This window comes from Burkholderia guangdongensis (assembly GCF_013403875.1).
GTDB lineage: Bacteria > Pseudomonadota > Gammaproteobacteria > Burkholderiales > Burkholderiaceae > Burkholderia > Burkholderia guangdongensis.
Genome location: NZ_JACBNX010000012.1, coordinates 20,971 through 38,113, shown reverse-complemented (window position 1 = coordinate 38,113; position 17,143 = coordinate 20,971). Strand labels below are relative to the sequence as shown.

Below are 17,143 nucleotides of genomic sequence, written 5' to 3'. Positions count from 1 at the left end.
GGGGACACCGTCTTAAAGGGGCCTCTGGGGCCGTTGAACCAGATTCTTGTTGCCGCCGGTCCCGCTCCGTGCAGGAGGCGGCGCGGCCGACAGTGGGTGGACGAATTTCGCCCGAAACCACCGGAATTCGGAATATACGCGACGAATCAAAGGAATAGCAATAAAAACCTGATGGTAAGACCCCAATTAAACAGATGCGTTGATCCGGTGCAATTTTATTAGGGCTGCATCAACGTGGTGCAAAAAGAAACGGCGCCGTGGCGCCGTTTCTCGATCCACCGACCCGCCGCGCGCTACTGCTGCACGGGCGGATTGGGATTGCTCTCGCGCACCTTGCGGGGCCGGCCGCGCGGCAGCGGCGACACGCGCCGGTTCGCGGTGCGCGCCGCCCATTCGCGATAGGTGTCGCCGCCGAGCACCCAGCCTTTCAGCGTCGCCTGCTGGAGCTGGTCGGCCTGCCGTTCGTCGAGCGGCTGCTCGCAGAGCTCCTTGTACGCGCGCTGACGCTCGAACGGCGTGTTGCCGAGCGCCCAGTACAGCGGGTGATCGGTGATCAGGCTGTCGACGGTCAGGCCGATGTGGTGCCGGTAGCTGGACCAGCGATACGCGTCCGCGGCTGCGACGAGCTGCGCGCGCACCGGGCTCAGCTCGACGACGCGGCTCGCGAGCAGGAAATACCGCTCGCCCTCGATGACGGTTGCGCGATAGCGGCCTTCCCACAGCGTGCCGCGTCTCGAATAACGCCGGTTGAAATGGGCGACGTAGCGCCGGCCGACCGCCTGCATCGCCTTCGGCAGGCTCGCTTCGTCGCTCGGCGTCACGAGCAGTTGCACCTGGCGCGGCAGCAGCACGTACGCGTGCACCGCGAGGTGATGGTCACGCGCCGCGGCCTTCAGACAATCGATGAAAAGCTCGTAGTCCTGGTCGTCGACGAACGCGGGTTGCTGATCCAGGCCGCGCAGAATCACGTGCTGCGGCTGATCGGGTACGTAAAGTCGTGCTAGCCGTGCCATGCTGAATGTCCGTTTGATCGCGTGGGGAAAACCCGAAGGTCCGGTTGCCCGCCGTCGCGCAAAACCCGCGCGGCGTGGCGGATATCGACCATGCGGCGCCTAGGGAGAAAACTCTAGCCTGCGGCCTTGTTCGGTTTTAAACGCAGTCGTCATAATGAGCAGCCTTTTCTGGAGGAGACAAAGGAATGAAACAAAAACTGGCCATTACGGGGGCCGCCGCACTCGCATTCGCGTTCGCGGCGGGCTCGGCACACGCGCAATCCGCGGGCAGCCTTTACTTGAGCACCGGCTGGTTCCACCTGGCGCCGCAGGACAGCAGCGACCCGCTGACCGTCGAAAGCGTCGGCGGAAGCCCGGTGAACCAATCGATTCCGAACACCGGCGCGGGCATCAGCGATGCCGACACCTTTGGCCTCACGGCCGGCTATTTCGTCACCGACCACATCGCTACCGAGTTGGTCTTCGGCATTCCGCCAAAGTTCGACCTGACCGGCAAGGGCCAGTTCGAACCGTTCGGCAAGATCGGCCAGGCCTACCAGTGGAGCCCCGCGCTGCTCGTCAAGTACTACTTCAACGACGCAAACGCGAAGTTCCGGCCCTATCTCGGGATCGGCGCCACCTATATCTGGTTTACCGGCACGAAGATCACGAATTCGGCATTCGAACAAAACGTCCTCCAGGGTCCGACCAGCGCGACGGCCAGCAACCAGTGGGCGCCCGTTTTCAACGGCGGCTTCACCTACAACTTCACCGACCACTGGTTCGGCGGCCTGTCGATCTCGTACATCCCCGTCAGCGCCACCGCGACGCTGACGACGGCCCGCGCGACACCCGTCGGCACCCTCACCCAGGTGTCGAAGGCCAAGATCAACCTGAATCCGATCGTGACTTACCTGAACGTCGGCTACCGTTTCTAAGCGTAGTCGAATATTTGGGGAATGGTTAATCCCGCTGCAATTTGTAGCGGATTTTTCCTCAAGTAACGGGTTCGTGATATGAAACGTCCCGGGCGGGGCGACCAGGGATGTCGTTTGTTGCGCGTTCAGGCCCTCGCGGGAAAGCCGCCGACGCTCAGACGATTGCGTCGAGCGCGTGCGGACCGATCGTGTCGATCCGGTCCGTGCAGACCGCGTCGACGCCCCAGCCAACGAGCGTCCTCGCGCGCTCGGGGTCGTTCACCGTATAGACGAGGATCCGCAATCCCGCCGCCTTGATGCGGCGCACCAGTGCCTCGTCGAGCCGCGCTTGGTTCGCGTGCAGCGACACGCAGCCGAGCGCGCGCGTCTGTTCCGGCCAGTCGGCCGGCACCGCGTCGTAGAGCATCCCGCGCGGCAGGTCCGGCGCGGCGTCACGCGCCGCCCGCAGCGCGTCGAACGAGAACGACGACAGCAGCGGCGGCACCGCCGCGCCGCGCCAGTACGCAGCCGCGTCGAGCGCGACGCGCCGCCCGGTCTCGCGCTCGCGGCCCGGGCACGGCTTGATCTCGACGTTCGCCGCGAGCCCGAGCGCGAGGCAGCGCGCGGCGGCCGCGGCGAGCGTCGGCATCCGCTCGCCCGCGAAGCGCGCGTCGCGCCACGCGCCCGCGTCGAGCGCCGCGATCGTCGCGTAGTTCATTTGCGCGGCCGCCCCATGGCCGTTCGACGTCCGGTCGACCGTGTCGTCGTGCAGCAGGAACGTCACGTCGTCCGCCGACAGCTTCGCGTCGAACTCGACCATCGCATGACCGCGCCGCGCGCCTTCGTCGAGGCCCGCGAGCGTGTTCTCCGGCGCGAGCGTGCCGCCGCCGCGATGCGCGACCACGCGCGGATAGGGCCAGGCATTCATGCGTGCACCTCGCTCGTGAAGGCGGTTCAGCCGGCGCGCCGGCCGGTCTCGGGATCGAGGAAATGACCGCTCATGACACTCAGTTGTCGTCGATGACGAACAGGCGCTGATACTCCTTCAGTGCGAAGCGATCGGTCATGCCGGCGATGTAGTGTGCGACGAGACGCGGCTGCAGCGCCGCGTCGTCGGTCTGGTACGCGGGCGGCAACAGGCGCGCGTCGCCGGTGAACGCGTCGAACAGGCCCGTCACGACGCGCTGCGCCTTGTTCGCCATCCGCATCACCTTGTAATGGCGATACAGGTTCCCGAACAGGAAACGCTTGAGTGCCGCCGCCTGCGCGGCGACGGCTTCGCTGTGCGCGACGAGCGGCGGCGCCGCCCGCACGTCGTCGAGCGACGCGGGCGCGACGCGCGCGAGGTTGCGCGTCGTCTGCTCGATCAGATCGACGATCAGCGTGTTGATGATCCGGCGCACGGTCTCGTGCACGATGCGGCGGCCCTCGAGACGCGGAAACTCGGCGAGCGCGGCTTCGTAATGCCGCTGCCAGAGCTCGACGTCGGCGAGCTGACCGATCGTGATGAGGCCGGATCGCAGGCCGTCGTCGACGTCGTGGTTGTTGTACGCGATCTCGTCGGCGATGTTCGCGAGCTGCGCCTCGAGCGACGGCTGACGCCCGTGCAGGAAGCGCTCGCCGAGTTCGCCGAGCTTGCGCGCGTTCTCGCGCGAGCAGTGCTTCAGAATCCCTTCGCGCGTTTCGAAGCAGAGGTTGAGGCCGTTGAACGCGCCGTAATGCTCTTCGAGCTCGTCGACGACCGCGAGGCTCTGCAGGTTGTGCTCGAAGCCGCCGTGCTCGCGCATGCACGCGTTCAGCGCATCCTGGCCCGCATGGCCGAACGGCGTGTGGCCGAGATCGTGCGCGAGCGAGATCGCTTCGACGAGATCCTCGTTCAGCCGCAGGTTGCGTGCGACCGAGCGCGCGATCTGCGCGACTTCGAGGCTGTGCGTGAGGCGCGTGCGAAACAGGTCGCCTTCGTGGTTCACGAACACCTGCGTCTTGTATTCGAGGCGGCGGAAGGCGGTGGAGTGAACGATGCGGTCGCGATCGCGCTGGAACTCGGTGCGTGCTGCGGGCGGCGGTTCCGGATGGCGGCGGCCGCGCGAGTGCGACGCATGCGCCGCATACGGGGCGAGGAGATGCGCTTCCAGCGCCGCGAGCGTCGGCGGCGCGGCCACCGGCGCGGCATCGGACACGGGTTCACGAACGGATTCGCGCCGGGGCTCGCGTGCCGACTGGCTGGATGTCTCGCTCACCATCTCCTCCACGTCAAGGGTTCAAGGGTGTCGGGCTATCCGACTGCCACCGTGCGCCGCGGTTCCCCGACGCACCGGCGCGTGGCGGCGCCGCAATGCGTCAGCCGACCGTCGCCGCCAGCGTCGCGAACACCGCTTCGTCCGGCGCGGGCGTGATCAGCGTCTCGCCGAAGCGCTTGAGCAGGATGAACTTGATCGCGCCGGCCTCGGCCTTCTTGTCGACGCGCATCAGGTCCATATAGCGCGCGTCGCCGAGCGCGGGCCCGCGCGTCGGCAGATGCGCGGCCGCGATCACCGCGTTCAGGCGCTGCCGCGACGCGTCGTCGAAGAGGCCGAGCCGCACCGACAGATCGCCCGCCATCACCATCCCGCAGCCGACCGCCTCGCCGTGCAGCCATTCGCCATAGCCGAGCCCGGCCTCGATCGCGTGGCCGAACGTATGCCCGAAGTTCAGGATCGCGCGCAAGCCGCCCTCGCGCTCGTCGGCCGCGACGACGCTCGCCTTGATCTCGCACGAACGCTTCACCGCATGCACGAGCGCGTCCGGCTCGCGGCGGTTCAGCGCGCCGACGTTCGCCTCGATCCAGTCGAAGAATCCGGCGTCGGCGATCGCGCCCGTCTTGATCACCTCGGCGATGCCGGCCGCGAGCTCGCGCTCGGGCAGCGTGTTCAGCGCGCCGATATCCGCGATCACGGCCTGCGGCTGATAGAACGCGCCGATCATGTTCTTGCCGAGCGGATGATTGATCCCGGTCTTGCCGCCGACCGACGAATCGACCTGCGACAGCAGCGTCGTCGGCACCTGGATGAACGGCACGCCGCGCATGTAACACGCGGCCGCGAAGCCCGTCATGTCGCCGATCACGCCGCCGCCGAGCGCGACGAGCGTCGTCTTGCGGTCCGCGCGCCCGGTCAGCAAGCCGTCGAAGATCAGGTTCAGCGTTTCCCAGTTCTTGTACGCTTCGCCGTCGGGCAGCACGACCGTCGACACCTGCTTGCCGAGCGGCGCGAGCGCGGCGCGCAGCGCGTCGCCGTAAAGCGGATCGACCGTCGTGTTCGTGACGATCGTGACGGACGAGCCCTTGATGTGGGGAGCGAACAGTTCGGTGCGGCCGATCAGGCCGGCGCCAATGTGAATCGGGTAGGCGCGGTCGCCCAGATCGACGTTGACAGTAATCATGCTTGTAGCGGCTTGGTGGCGATGCCCGCCAGTTCGAGTTGCATCAGCACCGTGTTGACGAGCCCGTTCACGGACGGACGGCCAGTCTCGATGATGAAGTCCGCGCATTCGCGGTAAAGAGGGTCGCGCACCTCGTAGAGCGCTTCGAGACGCGCCTTCGGATCGCTGGTCTGCAACAGCGGACGATTCTTGTCCTTGCGCGTGCGCAACCAAAGATCGTGCGGATTGGCGCGCAGATAAATGACGATGCCGCGCGCTTTCAGACATTCGCGATTTTCCGGACGCAGCACCGCGCCGCCGCCCGTCGCGAGCACGATGTTCTCGCGCTGCGTGAGCTCGGCGATCACCTGCGTCTCGCGATCGCGAAAGCCGGCTTCGCCCTCGAGCTCGAAGATGACGGGAATCCGCGCGCCGGTGCGCGCCTCGATCTCGTGGTCGGAATCGAAGAACGGCCTGTCGAGCCGGCGCGAGATCGCCCGGCCCACGGTGGTCTTACCCGCTCCCATGAGGCCGACGAAAAATACGTTTGCGTGTGGGTCCCGCGCTTGCAACGGCTTCCTCTGCTTCAATCTTGCTGGTGTGTGGCGCAGCTTACTGGCAAAGCGGCTGCCTTGTCGAGCCTGGGCCGGCGGCATCCGGGCCGGTTACGGCTTTGGTGTCACCCGTGCCCGCGCCCGCCGCGCCGCGTTCGCCACCGCCCGCGCCGACGACGGTCGGCGTGATGAACACGACGAGCTCGCTGCGCTGCTCGCGCCGCGCCCGGTGCCGGAAAAGCGCGCCCAAAACCGGTATTTTGCCCAAGACCGGCACGCGCGTCACATCATGCCTGTCCAGTTGCTCGTAGATGCCGCCTATCGCGACCGTGCCACCGTCCTCGACCTCGACGCGGGTCTGCACGTGCTTCGTATGGATCGCCGGGCCGGCCGACGTCTGCTCGCCGATGCTGTCCTTCGCGACGTTCAGATCGAGCACGACCCGGCCGTCCGGCGTGATCTGCGGCTCGACCTCGAGCTTCAGCGTCGCCCGGCGGAACTGCACGCCGCTCACGCCGTTGCCGACCTTCGCCTGATACGGCACCTCGGCGCCCTGCTCGACGATCGCCTTCGCCCGGTCGGCGGTCACGACGCGTGGTCGCGACACGATCTGGCCCCGCCCGTCGGCCTCGAGCGCGCTCAACTCGACGTCGAGCAGGCGGCTCAGCGGCGCGGCGAACAGCGTGAGCCCCGCGGTCGCGGCGTCGAAGCCGCCGAGCGGCCGCGCACCCAGATCGAGCGTGTTGCGCCGGTCCGCCGGGCTGCCGGCAGTTTGCCCGGCGTCGCCGTCGGTGGACGGCCGGAGATCCCGCACGCGCATCGCGAGCCGCACGCCCAGGTTCCGCGAGAAACCCTGCTCGCCCTCGACGATGCGCGCCTCGATCCGAACCTGCCGCGACGGCCGGTCGATCGCGTCGATCAGCTCGGCGATCTGCGCGATGCGCGGCGCGAGATCGGTCACGAACAGCAGGTTCGTCCGCGCATCGGCCGCCGCCGCGCCGCGCTTCGACAGCACGCGTTGCCCTGCGGCACCTGTCAGTAGCCGCTGCACGTCTTGCGCCCGTGGGTAGTGCAGCGCGAACGTATGGCTCGCGAGCGGTTCGAGGTCGGCGGCCCGCGCATGCGCGTCGAAGCGTTCGCGCTCGCGTGCGGCGAGATCGGCGGCCGGCGTCACCCAGATTACGTTGTCGCGTCGCGCCATCACGAGGCCGTGCGCATCGAGCAGCGTGTCGAACGCGTGCCGCCAGCGGACGTCGTTCAAGCGCAGTGAGACCGTGCCTTTCACGCGCTCGCTGACGATGACGTTCAGGCCCGTGAAGCGCGCGAACGCGTCGAATGCGGCGGCGAGGCTCACGCTGCTGAGGTTCAGCGAGATGCGCCGGTCGTCGTCCGCGTCACCGGGCCGGTGCGCGGATGCGTCGCTCAACCTCGCCGGCGGCGGCAGCGGCACCGGAGGCCCTTCGAGCGCGGACGAAGAGGGTGCGGCAGCGACGGGCGGCGGCGCGGGTGGCGGTGCGGGTGGTGACGATTCAGCAAACGGCGCGCCGTCGTCTGCCGGCGACGGCGACGGCAGCGGCACATCGGGCGAATCCGCGTACTGCCGGGTCGGTGAGCCATCCGGCGATAGCGGCGGGAGAGGTGGCAGCGGCGGCAGCGCCGCGACCGCCCCGTTCGCATGCAACCCGATGCATGCCGCCGCCAGCCACGCATATCTCGTCATGACGGGCTCCCCTCATCCAGATCGATTCTGCGCGGACCGCCCGGCGTCGCGAGCACCACGCCATCCGGCGCGACGCGCAGCAAACGCGCGTGGCCGAGCGCTTCCCCGGTCGAAATCGCGGTAATCGAGCCGGTGCCGTCGTCGAACAGTGCAAGGCCGCCCCGACCGTCGCGCAGCACGCCCGCGAGACGCGCCGACGCGGCATCGGTCTCGCCCGGGTCGTCCACGCCTCGGCCGAACGGATCCCCTGCGTCCGCGAACGCGTCGATCTGGTCGCCGGCCGATGCCGCGCCATCGACCGGCAACGCCGGAAATACGTCGAGCGTCATCTCGATCCGTAGCGCCGCCGCGCCGCGCTCGACGCGCGTCGTCATTGGCACCGCGAGCGCGGGCAGCGCCGCCAGCCCGCCGACCGTCCGGCGCAGCGCCGGAAAATCGCCGCGCGCGACGATCCGCACCGCGCGACGAGCGCCCGGCTGCGCCTGCTGCTCCCGCGGCTCCTGCTGCTCCTGCTGCGCGGGTTGTGCGGGTTGTGCGGGTTGCGGTTCGAGCACATCGAGTCGCAGCCCGCTCGATGCGGCGAGCTCAGCGAGCTTCAGCGCGAGCGTCGCCCAATCGGGCGCGCGCCCGGCATCCGTCGATGCCGCGGCGCTCACGTCCGGCTTGCGCCGCGCCGCTTCCGCCAGCACGCGATCGGCGGCTGCAGCGCGTGCCGCGGCCGCGTCGAGCGCCGCGCGGCTCTGCGCGAGACCGCTCCAGTCGGCCTGATCCGCGAGAGACGCGCCCCCAGCGAACACCGCGCCGAACGCGACCGCGTATCCCGCCGCCCGCCCGACAACACACCGCGCACCCCGCCATCGCACGCCAACCAGCCACGCCCAGTCTGCCGTCATCGCCGTCATGTCCGCCCCTCCGTCACGGTCCGGCGGCGCACTGCGTCGTCAGGCGGCACCGGCCAGCGCACCTGTACGGAAAACCGCAGCGGCATCCGCGCGATACTCGCCGGCTCCGCTGCCGCGGCCGGCGTCGTCGCGGGCTTCAGCGCATCGATGTCGAACGCCCACGCCTGCCGCTCCCGGGCGATGCGCGCGAGCCACCGCGCCGCCGCCGGATAGTCGACGGCCCGTGCATCGAGCACCGCGCCGTCCGGTGTGATGCGCAGCCCGTCGAGCCGCACGCCGTCGTCGCGAAAGCGCGCGAGCAGCACCAGCAATTCCGCGGTGGATCGGTAAGGCGCCGCAAGCCGCGCAGCCTGCCGCCGGCGCTGGTCCGCCGCCTCCAGCAGCCGCAGCGTGCGCTGCGCTTCGCCGAGCTGCGCGTGCCGCTGCCGCATCCGTGCTTCGAGCGCCACGCGCTCGGCATCGACGCGCGCGCGCGTCCACGTCGCCCCGGCCACCCACATGCCTGCGCCGAGTGCGCCGAGCAGCATCGCTACGCCATACAGCGCCACCACCCGGCGGCGCATCGCGCGCGCGTCGCGCTCGCGGTGCGGCAGCAGGTTGAAACCGCCGAGCCAGGCCCGCCAGGCCTGCGGCGTATGCGGCGACGCCGCGCCGATCGGCCGCGCGCTCATGCCCACACGCCCTTCAGCGCCAACCCGAACGCGACCGCGAACGACGGCGAATGCAGATCCGCGTGCGCGGCCGCCCGCGCGTCGCCGGCCCAATGCACACTCTCGAAAGGCAGCGCGACCGCGCCGAGCAGGTCGCCGACGTCGGCGAGCGACACGCCGAAGCGCGCGAGGCAGCGCACGTCGCCGGCGACGAACGCGCAGCCCGCCGGACGTTGCGCAAAGGTGCGCAGCGCATCCGCGAGCGCCGCATGCGCGCGGTCCGGGAAGTCGAATTGCAAACTGGCCTGTGAAGCGGCCTGCGAATGGGCCTGAAAAGCGGCCTGAAAAGCCGCCTGCGAACCGGCCGGTGAACCGCCCGCGCCATGCTCGAGCCACCAGCCTCTCACGCCCTCGTCACCGAACCAGATCGCGAAATACGGTTCGTCCGCGTCGAGTTCGTGCAGCGCCGCATAGCGCAGCGCGCGCAACGCGGCGATCGACTCACCGTCAACCGCCGTCAGGTCGACACCGGCCAGCGCGGCCGCATCGATCCGTCGCTGCAAATGGCGCTGCGATGCCACCGCGATCGCAACCTCGCCCGGCCGCCCGCCACGGCACCCATCATGCCCGTCGTGCCGCCAGTCGAACGCGAGCGCATCGGGCGCCAGCCCCGACACGCGCTCCGCCGCCTGTCGCGCCGCCTCCGCGACGTCGTCGCGCCCCGCGAGATCGAGCCGCGCGGTCCGCAATTCGTCGTCGCCGAGCCCCATCACGCCGCGCGCGTCGCACCGCACGCCGCGCGCCGCCAGCCGCGACGCGGCCGCCGCCAGCGCCGGCCCGACCGCGTCCCAGCGCCCGCCTTCGCGCCCGTTCGTGTCGCCGAGCGGCTCGATCTCGAGCCCGTCGAGCCGCACGTCCGCGCGGCGCCCGACCCGGCTCAGCACCACCACCCTCACCTCGCCCGCACCGACGTCGATCCCCGTCGCCGTGCGCCTGCCCCGCGCAAATTGCACACATTGCACGAATTGCGCCGCCCATCGTCCGGTCATCCTCGCCTCCCTCTGCCGACGCGGCCCCATGCCGCGTGCCCTTATCCGCATTCTGCGAATCGGCGCCCGCGCCCGGCAGTCGGCCGAACGGCCAACGTCCCCGCCTGGTCCGCGATTCCCGCCCGCGGCCGCGCTATTCTGGCGACACGACGACCCGGGCTCGTGCCCGGAAAGCCGCCCGCGGCGGGCCGGTCATACCGGCCGGCTATAATTGCGGGACTGTAATCTGGTGTGCCTATGCAATCCACGACTCCCGCGTCCCCGCCTCCCGCCCCGGCGCCGCGCAAGCGCCCCTGGTGGCTGAGCGCACTGCTCGGCCTCGCCGCGCTGTTCGTGACGCTCGCCGTCTGCGGCGGCCTCGTGCTCGGCTACGCATACGTTGTCGCGTCGCGAAACATGCCGTCGCTCGACGCGTTGACCGACTATCGGCCGAAGGTGCCGCTGCGCATCTACACGGCCGACCACGTGCTGATCGGCGAATTCGGCGAGGAGCGGCGCGACATCGTCCGTTTCAAGGACGTCCCCGATTCGCTGAAGAAGGCGATCCTCGCGATCGAGGACGCGCGCTTCTACGACCACGGCGGCGTCGATCTGATGGGCATTCTGCGCGCCGGCATCGTCGCGCTGACGAACGGGCACGCGACGCAAGGCGCGAGCACGATCACGATGCAGGTCGCGCGCAACTTCTTCCTGTCGAGCGAAAAGACGTACACGCGCAAGATCTACGAGATGATGCTTTCGTACCGGATCGAGCAGGCGCTGACGAAAGATCAGATTCTCGAGGTCTACATGAATCAGATCTATCTCGGCCAGCGCGCGTACGGCTTCGCGGCTGCCGCGCGGCAGTACTTCGACAAGGACCTGAAGGACATCACGCTCGCCGAGGCCGCGATGCTCGCGGGGTTGCCGAAGGCGCCGTCCGCGTACAACCCGGTCGTCAATCCGAAGCGCGCGAAGGTACGTCAGCAATACATCCTGCAGCGGATGCTCGAGCTCGGCTTCATCACGCGCGACCAGTACGACCAGGCGATCGCGCAGCCGCTCGTCGTCAAGAGCCCGAACCGCGAATACAGCGTGCACGCCGAATACATCGCGGAAATGGTCAGACAGATGATGTACGCGCAGTATCACGAGGAAACGTATACGCGCGGCTTCAACGTCGTCACGACGATCGATTCCGCCGACCAGGAACTCGCGTATCGCGCGCTGCGCCGCGGGATCATGGATTACGAACGGCGCCACGGCTATCGCGGGCCCGAAGGCTTCGTCGCGTTGCCCGACAACGAGGACGACCGCGAGCAGGCGATCGACGATGCGCTCGTCGACCACCCGGACAACGGCGAACTGATTTCGGCCGTCGTCACCGTGGCGAGCCCGCGGCAGGTGACGGTCAAGTTCGTCGACGGCTCCGACGCGACGGTCGACGGCGACAACCTGCGCTTCGCCGCCGGCGCGCTGTCAGCCGCCACGCCGCAGAACCACCGCATCCGCCCGGGCTCGATCGTGCGCGTCGTGCGCAACGACAACGGCACGTGGGCGATCACGCAGCTTCCGCAGGTCGAGGGCGCATTCATCTCGATCGTCCCGCAGGACGGCGCGATCCGCTCGCTCGTCGGCGGCTTCGATTACAACAAGAACAAGTTCAACCACGTGACGCAGGCGTGGCGGCAGCCGGGCTCGTCGTTCAAGCCGTTCATCTATTCGGCGTCGCTCGAAAAGGGCCTCGGGCCCGCGACGGTCATCAACGACGCGCCGCTCTACTTCAGCGCTGCGGAAACGGGCGGTCAGGCGTGGGAGCCGAAGAACTACGGCGGCGGCTACGATGGCCCGATGACGATGCGCACCGCGCTGCAGAAGTCGAAGAACCTCGTGTCGATCCGAATCCTCAGCCACATCGGTCCGAAGTACGCGCAGCAGTACATCACGCGTTTCGGCTTCGACGCCGATCGCCATCCGGCCTATCTGCCGATGGCGCTCGGCGCGGGGCTCGTCACGCCGCTGCAGATGGCGGGCGCGTACTCGGTGTTCGCGAACGGCGGCTATCGGGTCAATCCGTACCTGATCGCCGAGGTGACGGATCCGGACGGCGCCATCGTCACGCGCGCGCAGCCGCTCGTCGCCGACGCGAACGCGCCGCGCGCGATCGACGCGCGCAATGCGTACGTGATGAACAGCCTGCTGCAGAGTGTCGCGCAACGCGGCACCGGCGCCCGGACCAACGTGCTCGGCCGCGCCGACCTCGCGGGCAAGACCGGCACGACGAACGATTCGCGCGACGCATGGTTCGCCGGCTACCAGCGCACGCTCGCCGCGATCGCATGGATCGGCTACGACAATCCGCGCAGCCTCGGCGACAAGGAAACCGGCGGCGGGCTCGCGGTGCCGGTCTGGATCGAGTACATGGGCGCCGCGCTGAAAGGCGTGCCCGAGTACAAGCCGACGATGCCGGACGGCGTCGAGACGCTCGGCGGCGAGCTCTACTTCGCCGATTTCACGCCGGGGCACGGCTTCGTGTCGACGGTCGGCGTCCCGCGGGCGCCGCAGGTGCAGACGGTCGAGGATGCCGTGCCTCACGTCGACGAGCAGGAAAAGCAGGACATCATGGATATGTTCAGCCACCACTGATCGGCCGCGCAGCGTTCTGCCATGAGAAAGGCGGCCCACGTGGGCCGCCTTTCTTTTACATGCATGCGCGCGGCCGGCGCGCCGGCGCACCGGCACGCCTCGCGCCGTCAGGCGCTCAGCACCACCGGCATGCCGGCCTGCTGCGTCGCGTATTCGGTGAGCGCCGCGAAGAATTCGCCACCGGTGCGCGTGTCGCGCCATGCGCCGTCGACATAACGGTAATGGAAGCCCCCCGCCTTCGCGGCGATCCACACTTCCTTCATCGGCGGCTGCAGGTTCACGATGATCTTCGAGCCGTTCTCGAACGTCAGCGTGAGCACACTGCCGTTGCGCTCGAGATCGATGTCGGCGTCGCCGTCGTTCGCGGCGTCGACGGAACGCTCGACGGCCGCCAGCACGGCTTCGGCACGGGTCAGGTAATCAGTATCGGGCATGCTAAACTCTGTCGGTTCAATTGTTCAGGGACGATCATGCGAGTCGTTTTCCGGATGAGCGCGATTGTAGCGGCTTTGGCGATTCTTGCAGGCTGCGGTCAACGCGGTCCGCTCTATATGCCGTCCGTGCCGCCGCTGCCGCCGAAACCGGCCGTGCAAACGGCGCCACCGTCGTCGGACGTCACGCCGGCCGACGATTCCGCGGCCGACAGCACGCCCGACACCACCGGCACGCCGCTGATGCTGACGCCCGACCTGCCGGCGAGCGGCGCCGCGCCGGCTTCCGATCCCGCGCAATAACGCTTCCGGCCGGCGACACCCGGCCTCGGGCGCCCCCAAAAAAAAGCGATGACAAAAGAAAACCGCCGGGCACGCAGTGCGCCGGCGGTTTTCTTTTGTCGAACGAGCGTGGAGACGCTTACAGCTTGCCGTAGCTGTGCAGGCCCGACAGGAACATGTTGACGCCGAGGAACGCGAACGTCGTGACGAGCAGGCCGGTGAGCGCCCACCACGCCGCAACCGTGCCACGCAGCCCTTTCATCAGACGCATGTGCAGCCACGCCGCATAGTTCAGCCAGACGATCAGCGCCCAGGTTTCCTTCGGATCCCAGCTCCAGTAGCCGCCCCATGCTTCGGCCGCCCACAGCGCGCCGAGGATCGTCGCGATCGTGAAGAACGCGAAGCCGACCGCGATCGACTTGTACATCACGTCGTCGAGCACCTCGAATTCGGGCAGGCGATCGGCGAGCACGCCGCGCTCCTTCATCAGGTACGCCACGGCGACCATCGCCGACAGCGCGAAACTGCCGTAGCCGATGAAGTTCGCCGGCACGTGGATCTTCATCCACCAGCTCTGCAGCGCGGGCACGAGCGGCTGGATCTGCTGCGCGTCGCGCGCGACCGAGTACCACATCAGGAACCCGACGGCCGCGCTGATCACGAGCAGCACGAACGCGCCGAGCGCGCGCGTGCCGTAATGGCCTTCGTAGTACAGATAGAGCAGCGCGGTGATCAGGCTGAACAGCACGAACACTTCATAGAGGTTCGAAACCGGAATATGACCGATGTCGGCGCCGATCAGGTACGACTCGTACCAGCGCACCATCATCCCGGTGAAGCCCATCAGCACCGCGGCCCACGTCAGCGTGTGGCCGATCGCGCCGCCGGTCGCGGAGCGCGACAGCATGCCGATCCAGTAGAACAGCGTCGCGAGCACGAACAGCGCGCTCATCCACAGGATCGCCGACTGGCTCGACAGGAAATACTTGAGGAAGAACGTCGAATCGGCGCGGGACAGGTCGCCCTGATAGATCTGGATCGACAGCAGCGACATCACCGCGATCGCGGCCATCAGCAGCCGCGCGGGCTTCCAGCGCCAGCCGAGCGTGATGAGCGCCGGCGTCGCGCCGACGAGCACGAGCTTGTCGTAGTAGCCCATGTGCTCGTTGTAGTGCCCGAGCGCGAAGCCGGCGCCCGCGACGAGCGCGAGCGCGAACAGCCAGTCGATCAGCGACAGGCGCCGCAGGAACGGACGCTCGTCGAACAGCGGCGACGACACGGCGGCAGCCGCATGCGGCGCGCGGGAAGGGGAAGTTTGCGTGAGATCCATGATGTTACCGGGGCGAATCCTCAGAACCGACGCCAACCGGCGCGCGGGGTGCCGACGCCGGGGCGGCGTCGCGGGGCACGGCGCGCAGGGCGGCGCCTGCCGCGTCGCGCGTCTGCACGAACTCCTTCTCGAAGTCGAAGGTCTTGCGGGCAGTCGACATCGCCATGACGACGTCGGTGCCCGAGCCGGGAACGTCCTTGAGCCAGAACCAGAGGCGCCGCTCGCGCACGTAGAACATCGAAAAGATGCCGACGACCAGAAGCAGGCTGCCAAGATACACCAGATTCTTGCCCGGTGCGCGCGTCAACTGAAATACCGAAGCTTGCACCTGCTTGAATGAGTCGAGCTTCAGATAGACCGGCGCGCCGTACAGGAAACTGTCCGACAACGCGTTGATCGCGTTCTGCACGAAGCGGACCGTATCGGCGCTCTGCTGCGCGGCCGGCTCGCCGGCGCGGGTGCGCGCGATCTGCCAGACCTCCCACATCGAGCCTTCCAGCATCCGCAGCAGCAGGCCCGCCGCCTTCTGCTGCTCGGCCTTCGGCACCGAGCGGTCGATGAACGCCGCGACCGCCTGGAAGCCGCCGATCGGCTGGCCGTTCGCCGCGCGGCCGATACTGTCGTCGCCGCCGGCAAAGAGCGTCAGCACCTTCGATGCACTGTCCTGCAGCCGGCCGCGCAATGCCACGTCGGCCGACGGCAGCGAGCGCTGCGCGAAGCTGGCTGCCGCCTGCGCGCGCACGGCCGGATCCGCGAGCGCCGCGCGCAGCTGCATCCATTCGCCGATCGAATCCTGGCTGTCGGCCGGGATCCGCATGTAGCGGAACGGATCGTTCGGCGTGTCGCGCACGCCCGCGAGGAATACGCGGTCGCCGCCCATGTCGACGGGCAGCATGTAGTTGTTGAACTCGCGCGCCTGGCCGTCCTTGCCGCGCACCTTGTACTGGACCGACGGGCCGATGTTGTGCAGTTGCATCGGCTTCGCGCTCTTCGCGCCGGAACCGAGCCGCTCGTCGAGCGCCTGCTCGAGCGTGTGCGTGGTCGCAACGCCGCGCACGTCGGGCCGGCCATTCGCGTCGGCCATGTTCTCGACGTTGATCGCGCGGAAATCGGCGAACTCGATCGTGTCGCCGCCGGCGCCCGGCAGCGGCACCGCGTTGCCGATCGCGCCCTGGATCGGGAACGTCTTCGTGCCGACGCCCGTCATCGGATACGCGGTCATCTGCATCAGCGAGCCGCCGTCCTGGAAGCTCGACTGATAGATCGACACGCCGTCGTACGTGAACGGCTTGTTGACCTCGACGCGGGCCGGAACCCGCTTGCCGGTCGCGCGGTCGATCACGACGATATCGCTCGCGAACAGCTTCGGCATCCCGGTCGAGTAGTAGTCGACGATGAACTTGTTCAGCTGGATCGAGAACGGCAGATCCTGGATCAGCGAGCCGTTCGGCTGGTTCAGGATCGCGGTCGACGCATACTGCCCCTCGGGCACAAACACGTAGCCGCGGAACGTCGGGTTCGATGCCGACAGCCGGTGCTCGGGCGAGATTGCGCTGATCGTCGCACTCGTGTTCACCGGCGTCTTGCCGAACAGCCACATCTGGAATTTGATCGGCAGATTGCTGTCGAGCAGGCCGCCGAGGCAGATCACGACGATCGCGAGGTGCGCGAAGATGTAGCCGATCTTCGTCATCGCGCCGCGCTTCGCGGCAATCAGCGTCGCGCCCTCGGTCTCGCGCACGACGTGCTTGTAGCCGGCCTTCGCGACGAACGCGGACAGCGACGCGGTCGCCGCCGCGCGCGAGCTGCCCGCCGAGAACTCCGCCTTGTGATGGAACGCGCGCAGGCTGCCTTCGCGGACCTTGTCCTTCCAGCTCTTCATGTCCGCAACCATCTTCGGCCCGTTGCGGATCACGCACAGCGAGATCGAGATCACGAGGAAGATCAGGATCATCATGAACCACCACGCGCTGTACACGGTGTAGAGACTCAGCGCGCGGAAGATATCGGCCCAGAACGGGCCGAACTGGTTCACGTAGTTCGGGTACGGATCGTCCTGGGTCAGGACCGTGCCGATGATGCTCGCGATCGACAGCACCACCAGCAACGCGATCGCGAAACGCATCGAGCTCAGGAGCTCGATTGCGCGCCGTGCGGCGCGCGGGCCCGACTTCGACTGCAACCCAGACGTGGTAACGCTCATTCCAACTCCAACTGACAACAAAAAAGGGCAAGGCGGCCGCGACGGCGGCGCCCCACCCTTTTCTTGTTCTGACACCGGCTACCCTCCGG

Annotated in this window: 15 protein-coding genes; 3 read left to right on the top strand and 12 right to left on the bottom strand. The window is 68.3% G+C overall.

Annotated elements, in window-relative coordinates; translation table 11 throughout:
• Window positions 1–293: 293 nt before the first annotated feature.
• On the bottom strand, window positions 294–1,013 hold the full coding sequence (locus HZI36_RS13040) for a transposase (RefSeq protein ID WP_179403058.1): 720 nt from the start codon (window positions 1,011–1,013) through the stop codon (window positions 294–296).
• A gap of 185 nt (window positions 1,014–1,198) precedes the next feature.
• Here HZI36_RS13040 and HZI36_RS13035 point away from each other — a divergent pair, with 185 nt between their 5' ends.
• On the top strand, window positions 1,199–1,930 hold the full coding sequence (locus HZI36_RS13035) for an OmpW/AlkL family protein (protein ID WP_179403057.1): 732 nt from the start codon (window positions 1,199–1,201) through the stop codon (window positions 1,928–1,930).
• Window positions 1,931–2,084: 154 nt separating this feature from the next.
• Here HZI36_RS13035 and ugpQ read toward each other — a convergent pair whose 3' ends face one another.
• The 8 genes from ugpQ to HZI36_RS12995 all read right to left on the bottom strand — a co-directional run bounded on the left by ugpQ (window position 2,085) and on the right by HZI36_RS12995 (window position 10,183).
• Window positions 2,085–2,837, bottom strand: a complete 753-nt coding sequence (ugpQ, locus tag HZI36_RS13030) for a glycerophosphodiester phosphodiesterase (RefSeq protein WP_179403056.1) — start codon at window positions 2,835–2,837, stop codon at window positions 2,085–2,087.
• 79 nt (window positions 2,838–2,916) lie between these two features.
• A complete protein-coding gene (locus tag HZI36_RS13025) occupies window positions 2,917–4,149 on the bottom strand; it encodes a deoxyguanosinetriphosphate triphosphohydrolase (protein WP_425485238.1) in 1,233 nt (410 codons plus the stop codon).
• 100 nt (window positions 4,150–4,249) lie between these two features.
• Complete coding sequence (gene aroB, locus HZI36_RS13020; protein WP_179403055.1) at window positions 4,250–5,329, bottom strand: 3-dehydroquinate synthase; 1,080 nt, start codon at window positions 5,327–5,329, stop codon at window positions 4,250–4,252.
• On the bottom strand, window positions 5,326–5,880 hold the full coding sequence (aroK, locus tag HZI36_RS13015; RefSeq protein WP_179403179.1) for a shikimate kinase AroK: 555 nt from the start codon (window positions 5,878–5,880) through the stop codon (window positions 5,326–5,328). The genes aroB and aroK overlap by 4 nt, the downstream gene beginning before the upstream one ends.
• A gap of 40 nt (window positions 5,881–5,920) precedes the next feature.
• Complete coding sequence (locus HZI36_RS13010; RefSeq protein ID WP_179403054.1) at window positions 5,921–7,582, bottom strand: type IV pilus secretin PilQ; 1,662 nt, start codon at window positions 7,580–7,582, stop codon at window positions 5,921–5,923.
• A complete protein-coding gene (locus HZI36_RS13005; RefSeq protein ID WP_246327069.1) occupies window positions 7,579–8,484 on the bottom strand; it encodes a pilus assembly protein in 906 nt (301 codons plus the stop codon). Before HZI36_RS13005 ends, HZI36_RS13010 begins: the two co-directional genes overlap by 4 nt.
• On the bottom strand, window positions 8,481–9,155 hold the full coding sequence (locus HZI36_RS13000) for a fimbrial protein (RefSeq protein WP_179403053.1): 675 nt from the start codon (window positions 9,153–9,155) through the stop codon (window positions 8,481–8,483). The genes HZI36_RS13005 and HZI36_RS13000 overlap by 4 nt, the downstream gene beginning before the upstream one ends.
• A complete protein-coding gene (locus tag HZI36_RS12995; RefSeq protein WP_179403052.1) occupies window positions 9,152–10,183 on the bottom strand; it encodes a competence protein ComA in 1,032 nt (343 codons plus the stop codon). The genes HZI36_RS13000 and HZI36_RS12995 overlap by 4 nt, the downstream gene beginning before the upstream one ends.
• Window positions 10,184–10,420: 237 nt before the next feature.
• Between HZI36_RS12995 and HZI36_RS12990 the strand changes: the two genes are divergently transcribed.
• The gene (locus HZI36_RS12990) at window positions 10,421–12,808 is read left to right on the top strand and encodes a penicillin-binding protein 1A (RefSeq protein ID WP_179403051.1); all 2,388 of its coding nucleotides are present in this window, start codon (window positions 10,421–10,423) and stop codon (window positions 12,806–12,808) included.
• 107 nt (window positions 12,809–12,915) lie between these two features.
• Here HZI36_RS12990 and cyaY read toward each other — a convergent pair whose 3' ends face one another.
• Window positions 12,916–13,242 carry an iron donor protein CyaY gene (gene cyaY / locus HZI36_RS12985; protein WP_179403050.1) on the bottom strand — a complete coding sequence of 109 codons (327 nt, stop codon included), beginning with the start codon at window positions 13,240–13,242 and terminating at the stop codon, window positions 12,916–12,918.
• A gap of 36 nt (window positions 13,243–13,278) precedes the next feature.
• Between cyaY and lptM the strand changes: the two genes are divergently transcribed.
• Window positions 13,279–13,542 carry an LPS translocon maturation chaperone LptM gene (lptM, locus tag HZI36_RS12980; RefSeq protein ID WP_179403049.1) on the top strand — a complete coding sequence of 88 codons (264 nt, stop codon included), beginning with the start codon at window positions 13,279–13,281 and terminating at the stop codon, window positions 13,540–13,542.
• A gap of 118 nt (window positions 13,543–13,660) precedes the next feature.
• On the opposite strand, the gene ccsB is transcribed toward lptM, so the two are convergent.
• Both ccsB and HZI36_RS12970 read right to left on the bottom strand, forming a co-directional pair.
• Window positions 13,661–14,851 (bottom strand): c-type cytochrome biogenesis protein CcsB, encoded by a 1,191-nt coding sequence (ccsB, locus tag HZI36_RS12975; protein ID WP_179403048.1) that lies wholly within the window; start codon window positions 14,849–14,851, stop codon window positions 13,661–13,663.
• Window positions 14,852–14,855: 4 nt separating this feature from the next.
• Entirely contained in the window at window positions 14,856–17,054 is a 2,199-nt protein-coding gene (locus HZI36_RS12970; protein ID WP_179403047.1) for a cytochrome c biogenesis protein ResB, read from the bottom strand.
• Window positions 17,055–17,143: the final 89 nt, after the last annotated feature.

Excerpts from the sequence above, each read along its gene's own strand:
- HZI36_RS13040 (WP_179403058.1), bottom strand. The coding sequence starts at position 1,013 with ATGGCACGGCTAGCACGACTTTACGTACCCGATCAGCCGCAGCACGTG.
- HZI36_RS13035 (WP_179403057.1), top strand. The coding sequence starts at position 1,199 with ATGAAACAAAAACTGGCCATTACGGGGGCCGCCGCACTCGCATTCGCG.
- ugpQ (WP_179403056.1), bottom strand. The coding sequence starts at position 2,837 with ATGAATGCCTGGCCCTATCCGCGCGTGGTCGCGCATCGCGGCGGCGGC.
- aroB (WP_179403055.1), bottom strand. The coding sequence starts at position 5,329 with ATGATTACTGTCAACGTCGATCTGGGCGACCGCGCCTACCCGATTCAC.
- HZI36_RS13010 (WP_179403054.1), bottom strand. The coding sequence starts at position 7,582 with ATGACGAGATATGCGTGGCTGGCGGCGGCATGCATCGGGTTGCATGCG.
- HZI36_RS13005 (WP_246327069.1), bottom strand. The coding sequence starts at position 8,484 with ATGACGGCGATGACGGCAGACTGGGCGTGGCTGGTTGGCGTGCGATGG.
- HZI36_RS13000 (WP_179403053.1), bottom strand. The coding sequence starts at position 9,155 with ATGAGCGCGCGGCCGATCGGCGCGGCGTCGCCGCATACGCCGCAGGCC.
- HZI36_RS12995 (WP_179403052.1), bottom strand. The coding sequence starts at position 10,183 with ATGACCGGACGATGGGCGGCGCAATTCGTGCAATGTGTGCAATTTGCG.
- HZI36_RS12990 (WP_179403051.1), top strand. The coding sequence starts at position 10,421 with ATGCAATCCACGACTCCCGCGTCCCCGCCTCCCGCCCCGGCGCCGCGC.
- cyaY (WP_179403050.1), bottom strand. The coding sequence starts at position 13,242 with ATGCCCGATACTGATTACCTGACCCGTGCCGAAGCCGTGCTGGCGGCC.
- lptM (WP_179403049.1), top strand. The coding sequence starts at position 13,279 with ATGCGAGTCGTTTTCCGGATGAGCGCGATTGTAGCGGCTTTGGCGATT.
- ccsB (WP_179403048.1), bottom strand. The coding sequence starts at position 14,851 with ATGGATCTCACGCAAACTTCCCCTTCCCGCGCGCCGCATGCGGCTGCC.
- HZI36_RS12970 (WP_179403047.1), bottom strand. The coding sequence starts at position 17,054 with ATGAGCGTTACCACGTCTGGGTTGCAGTCGAAGTCGGGCCCGCGCGCC.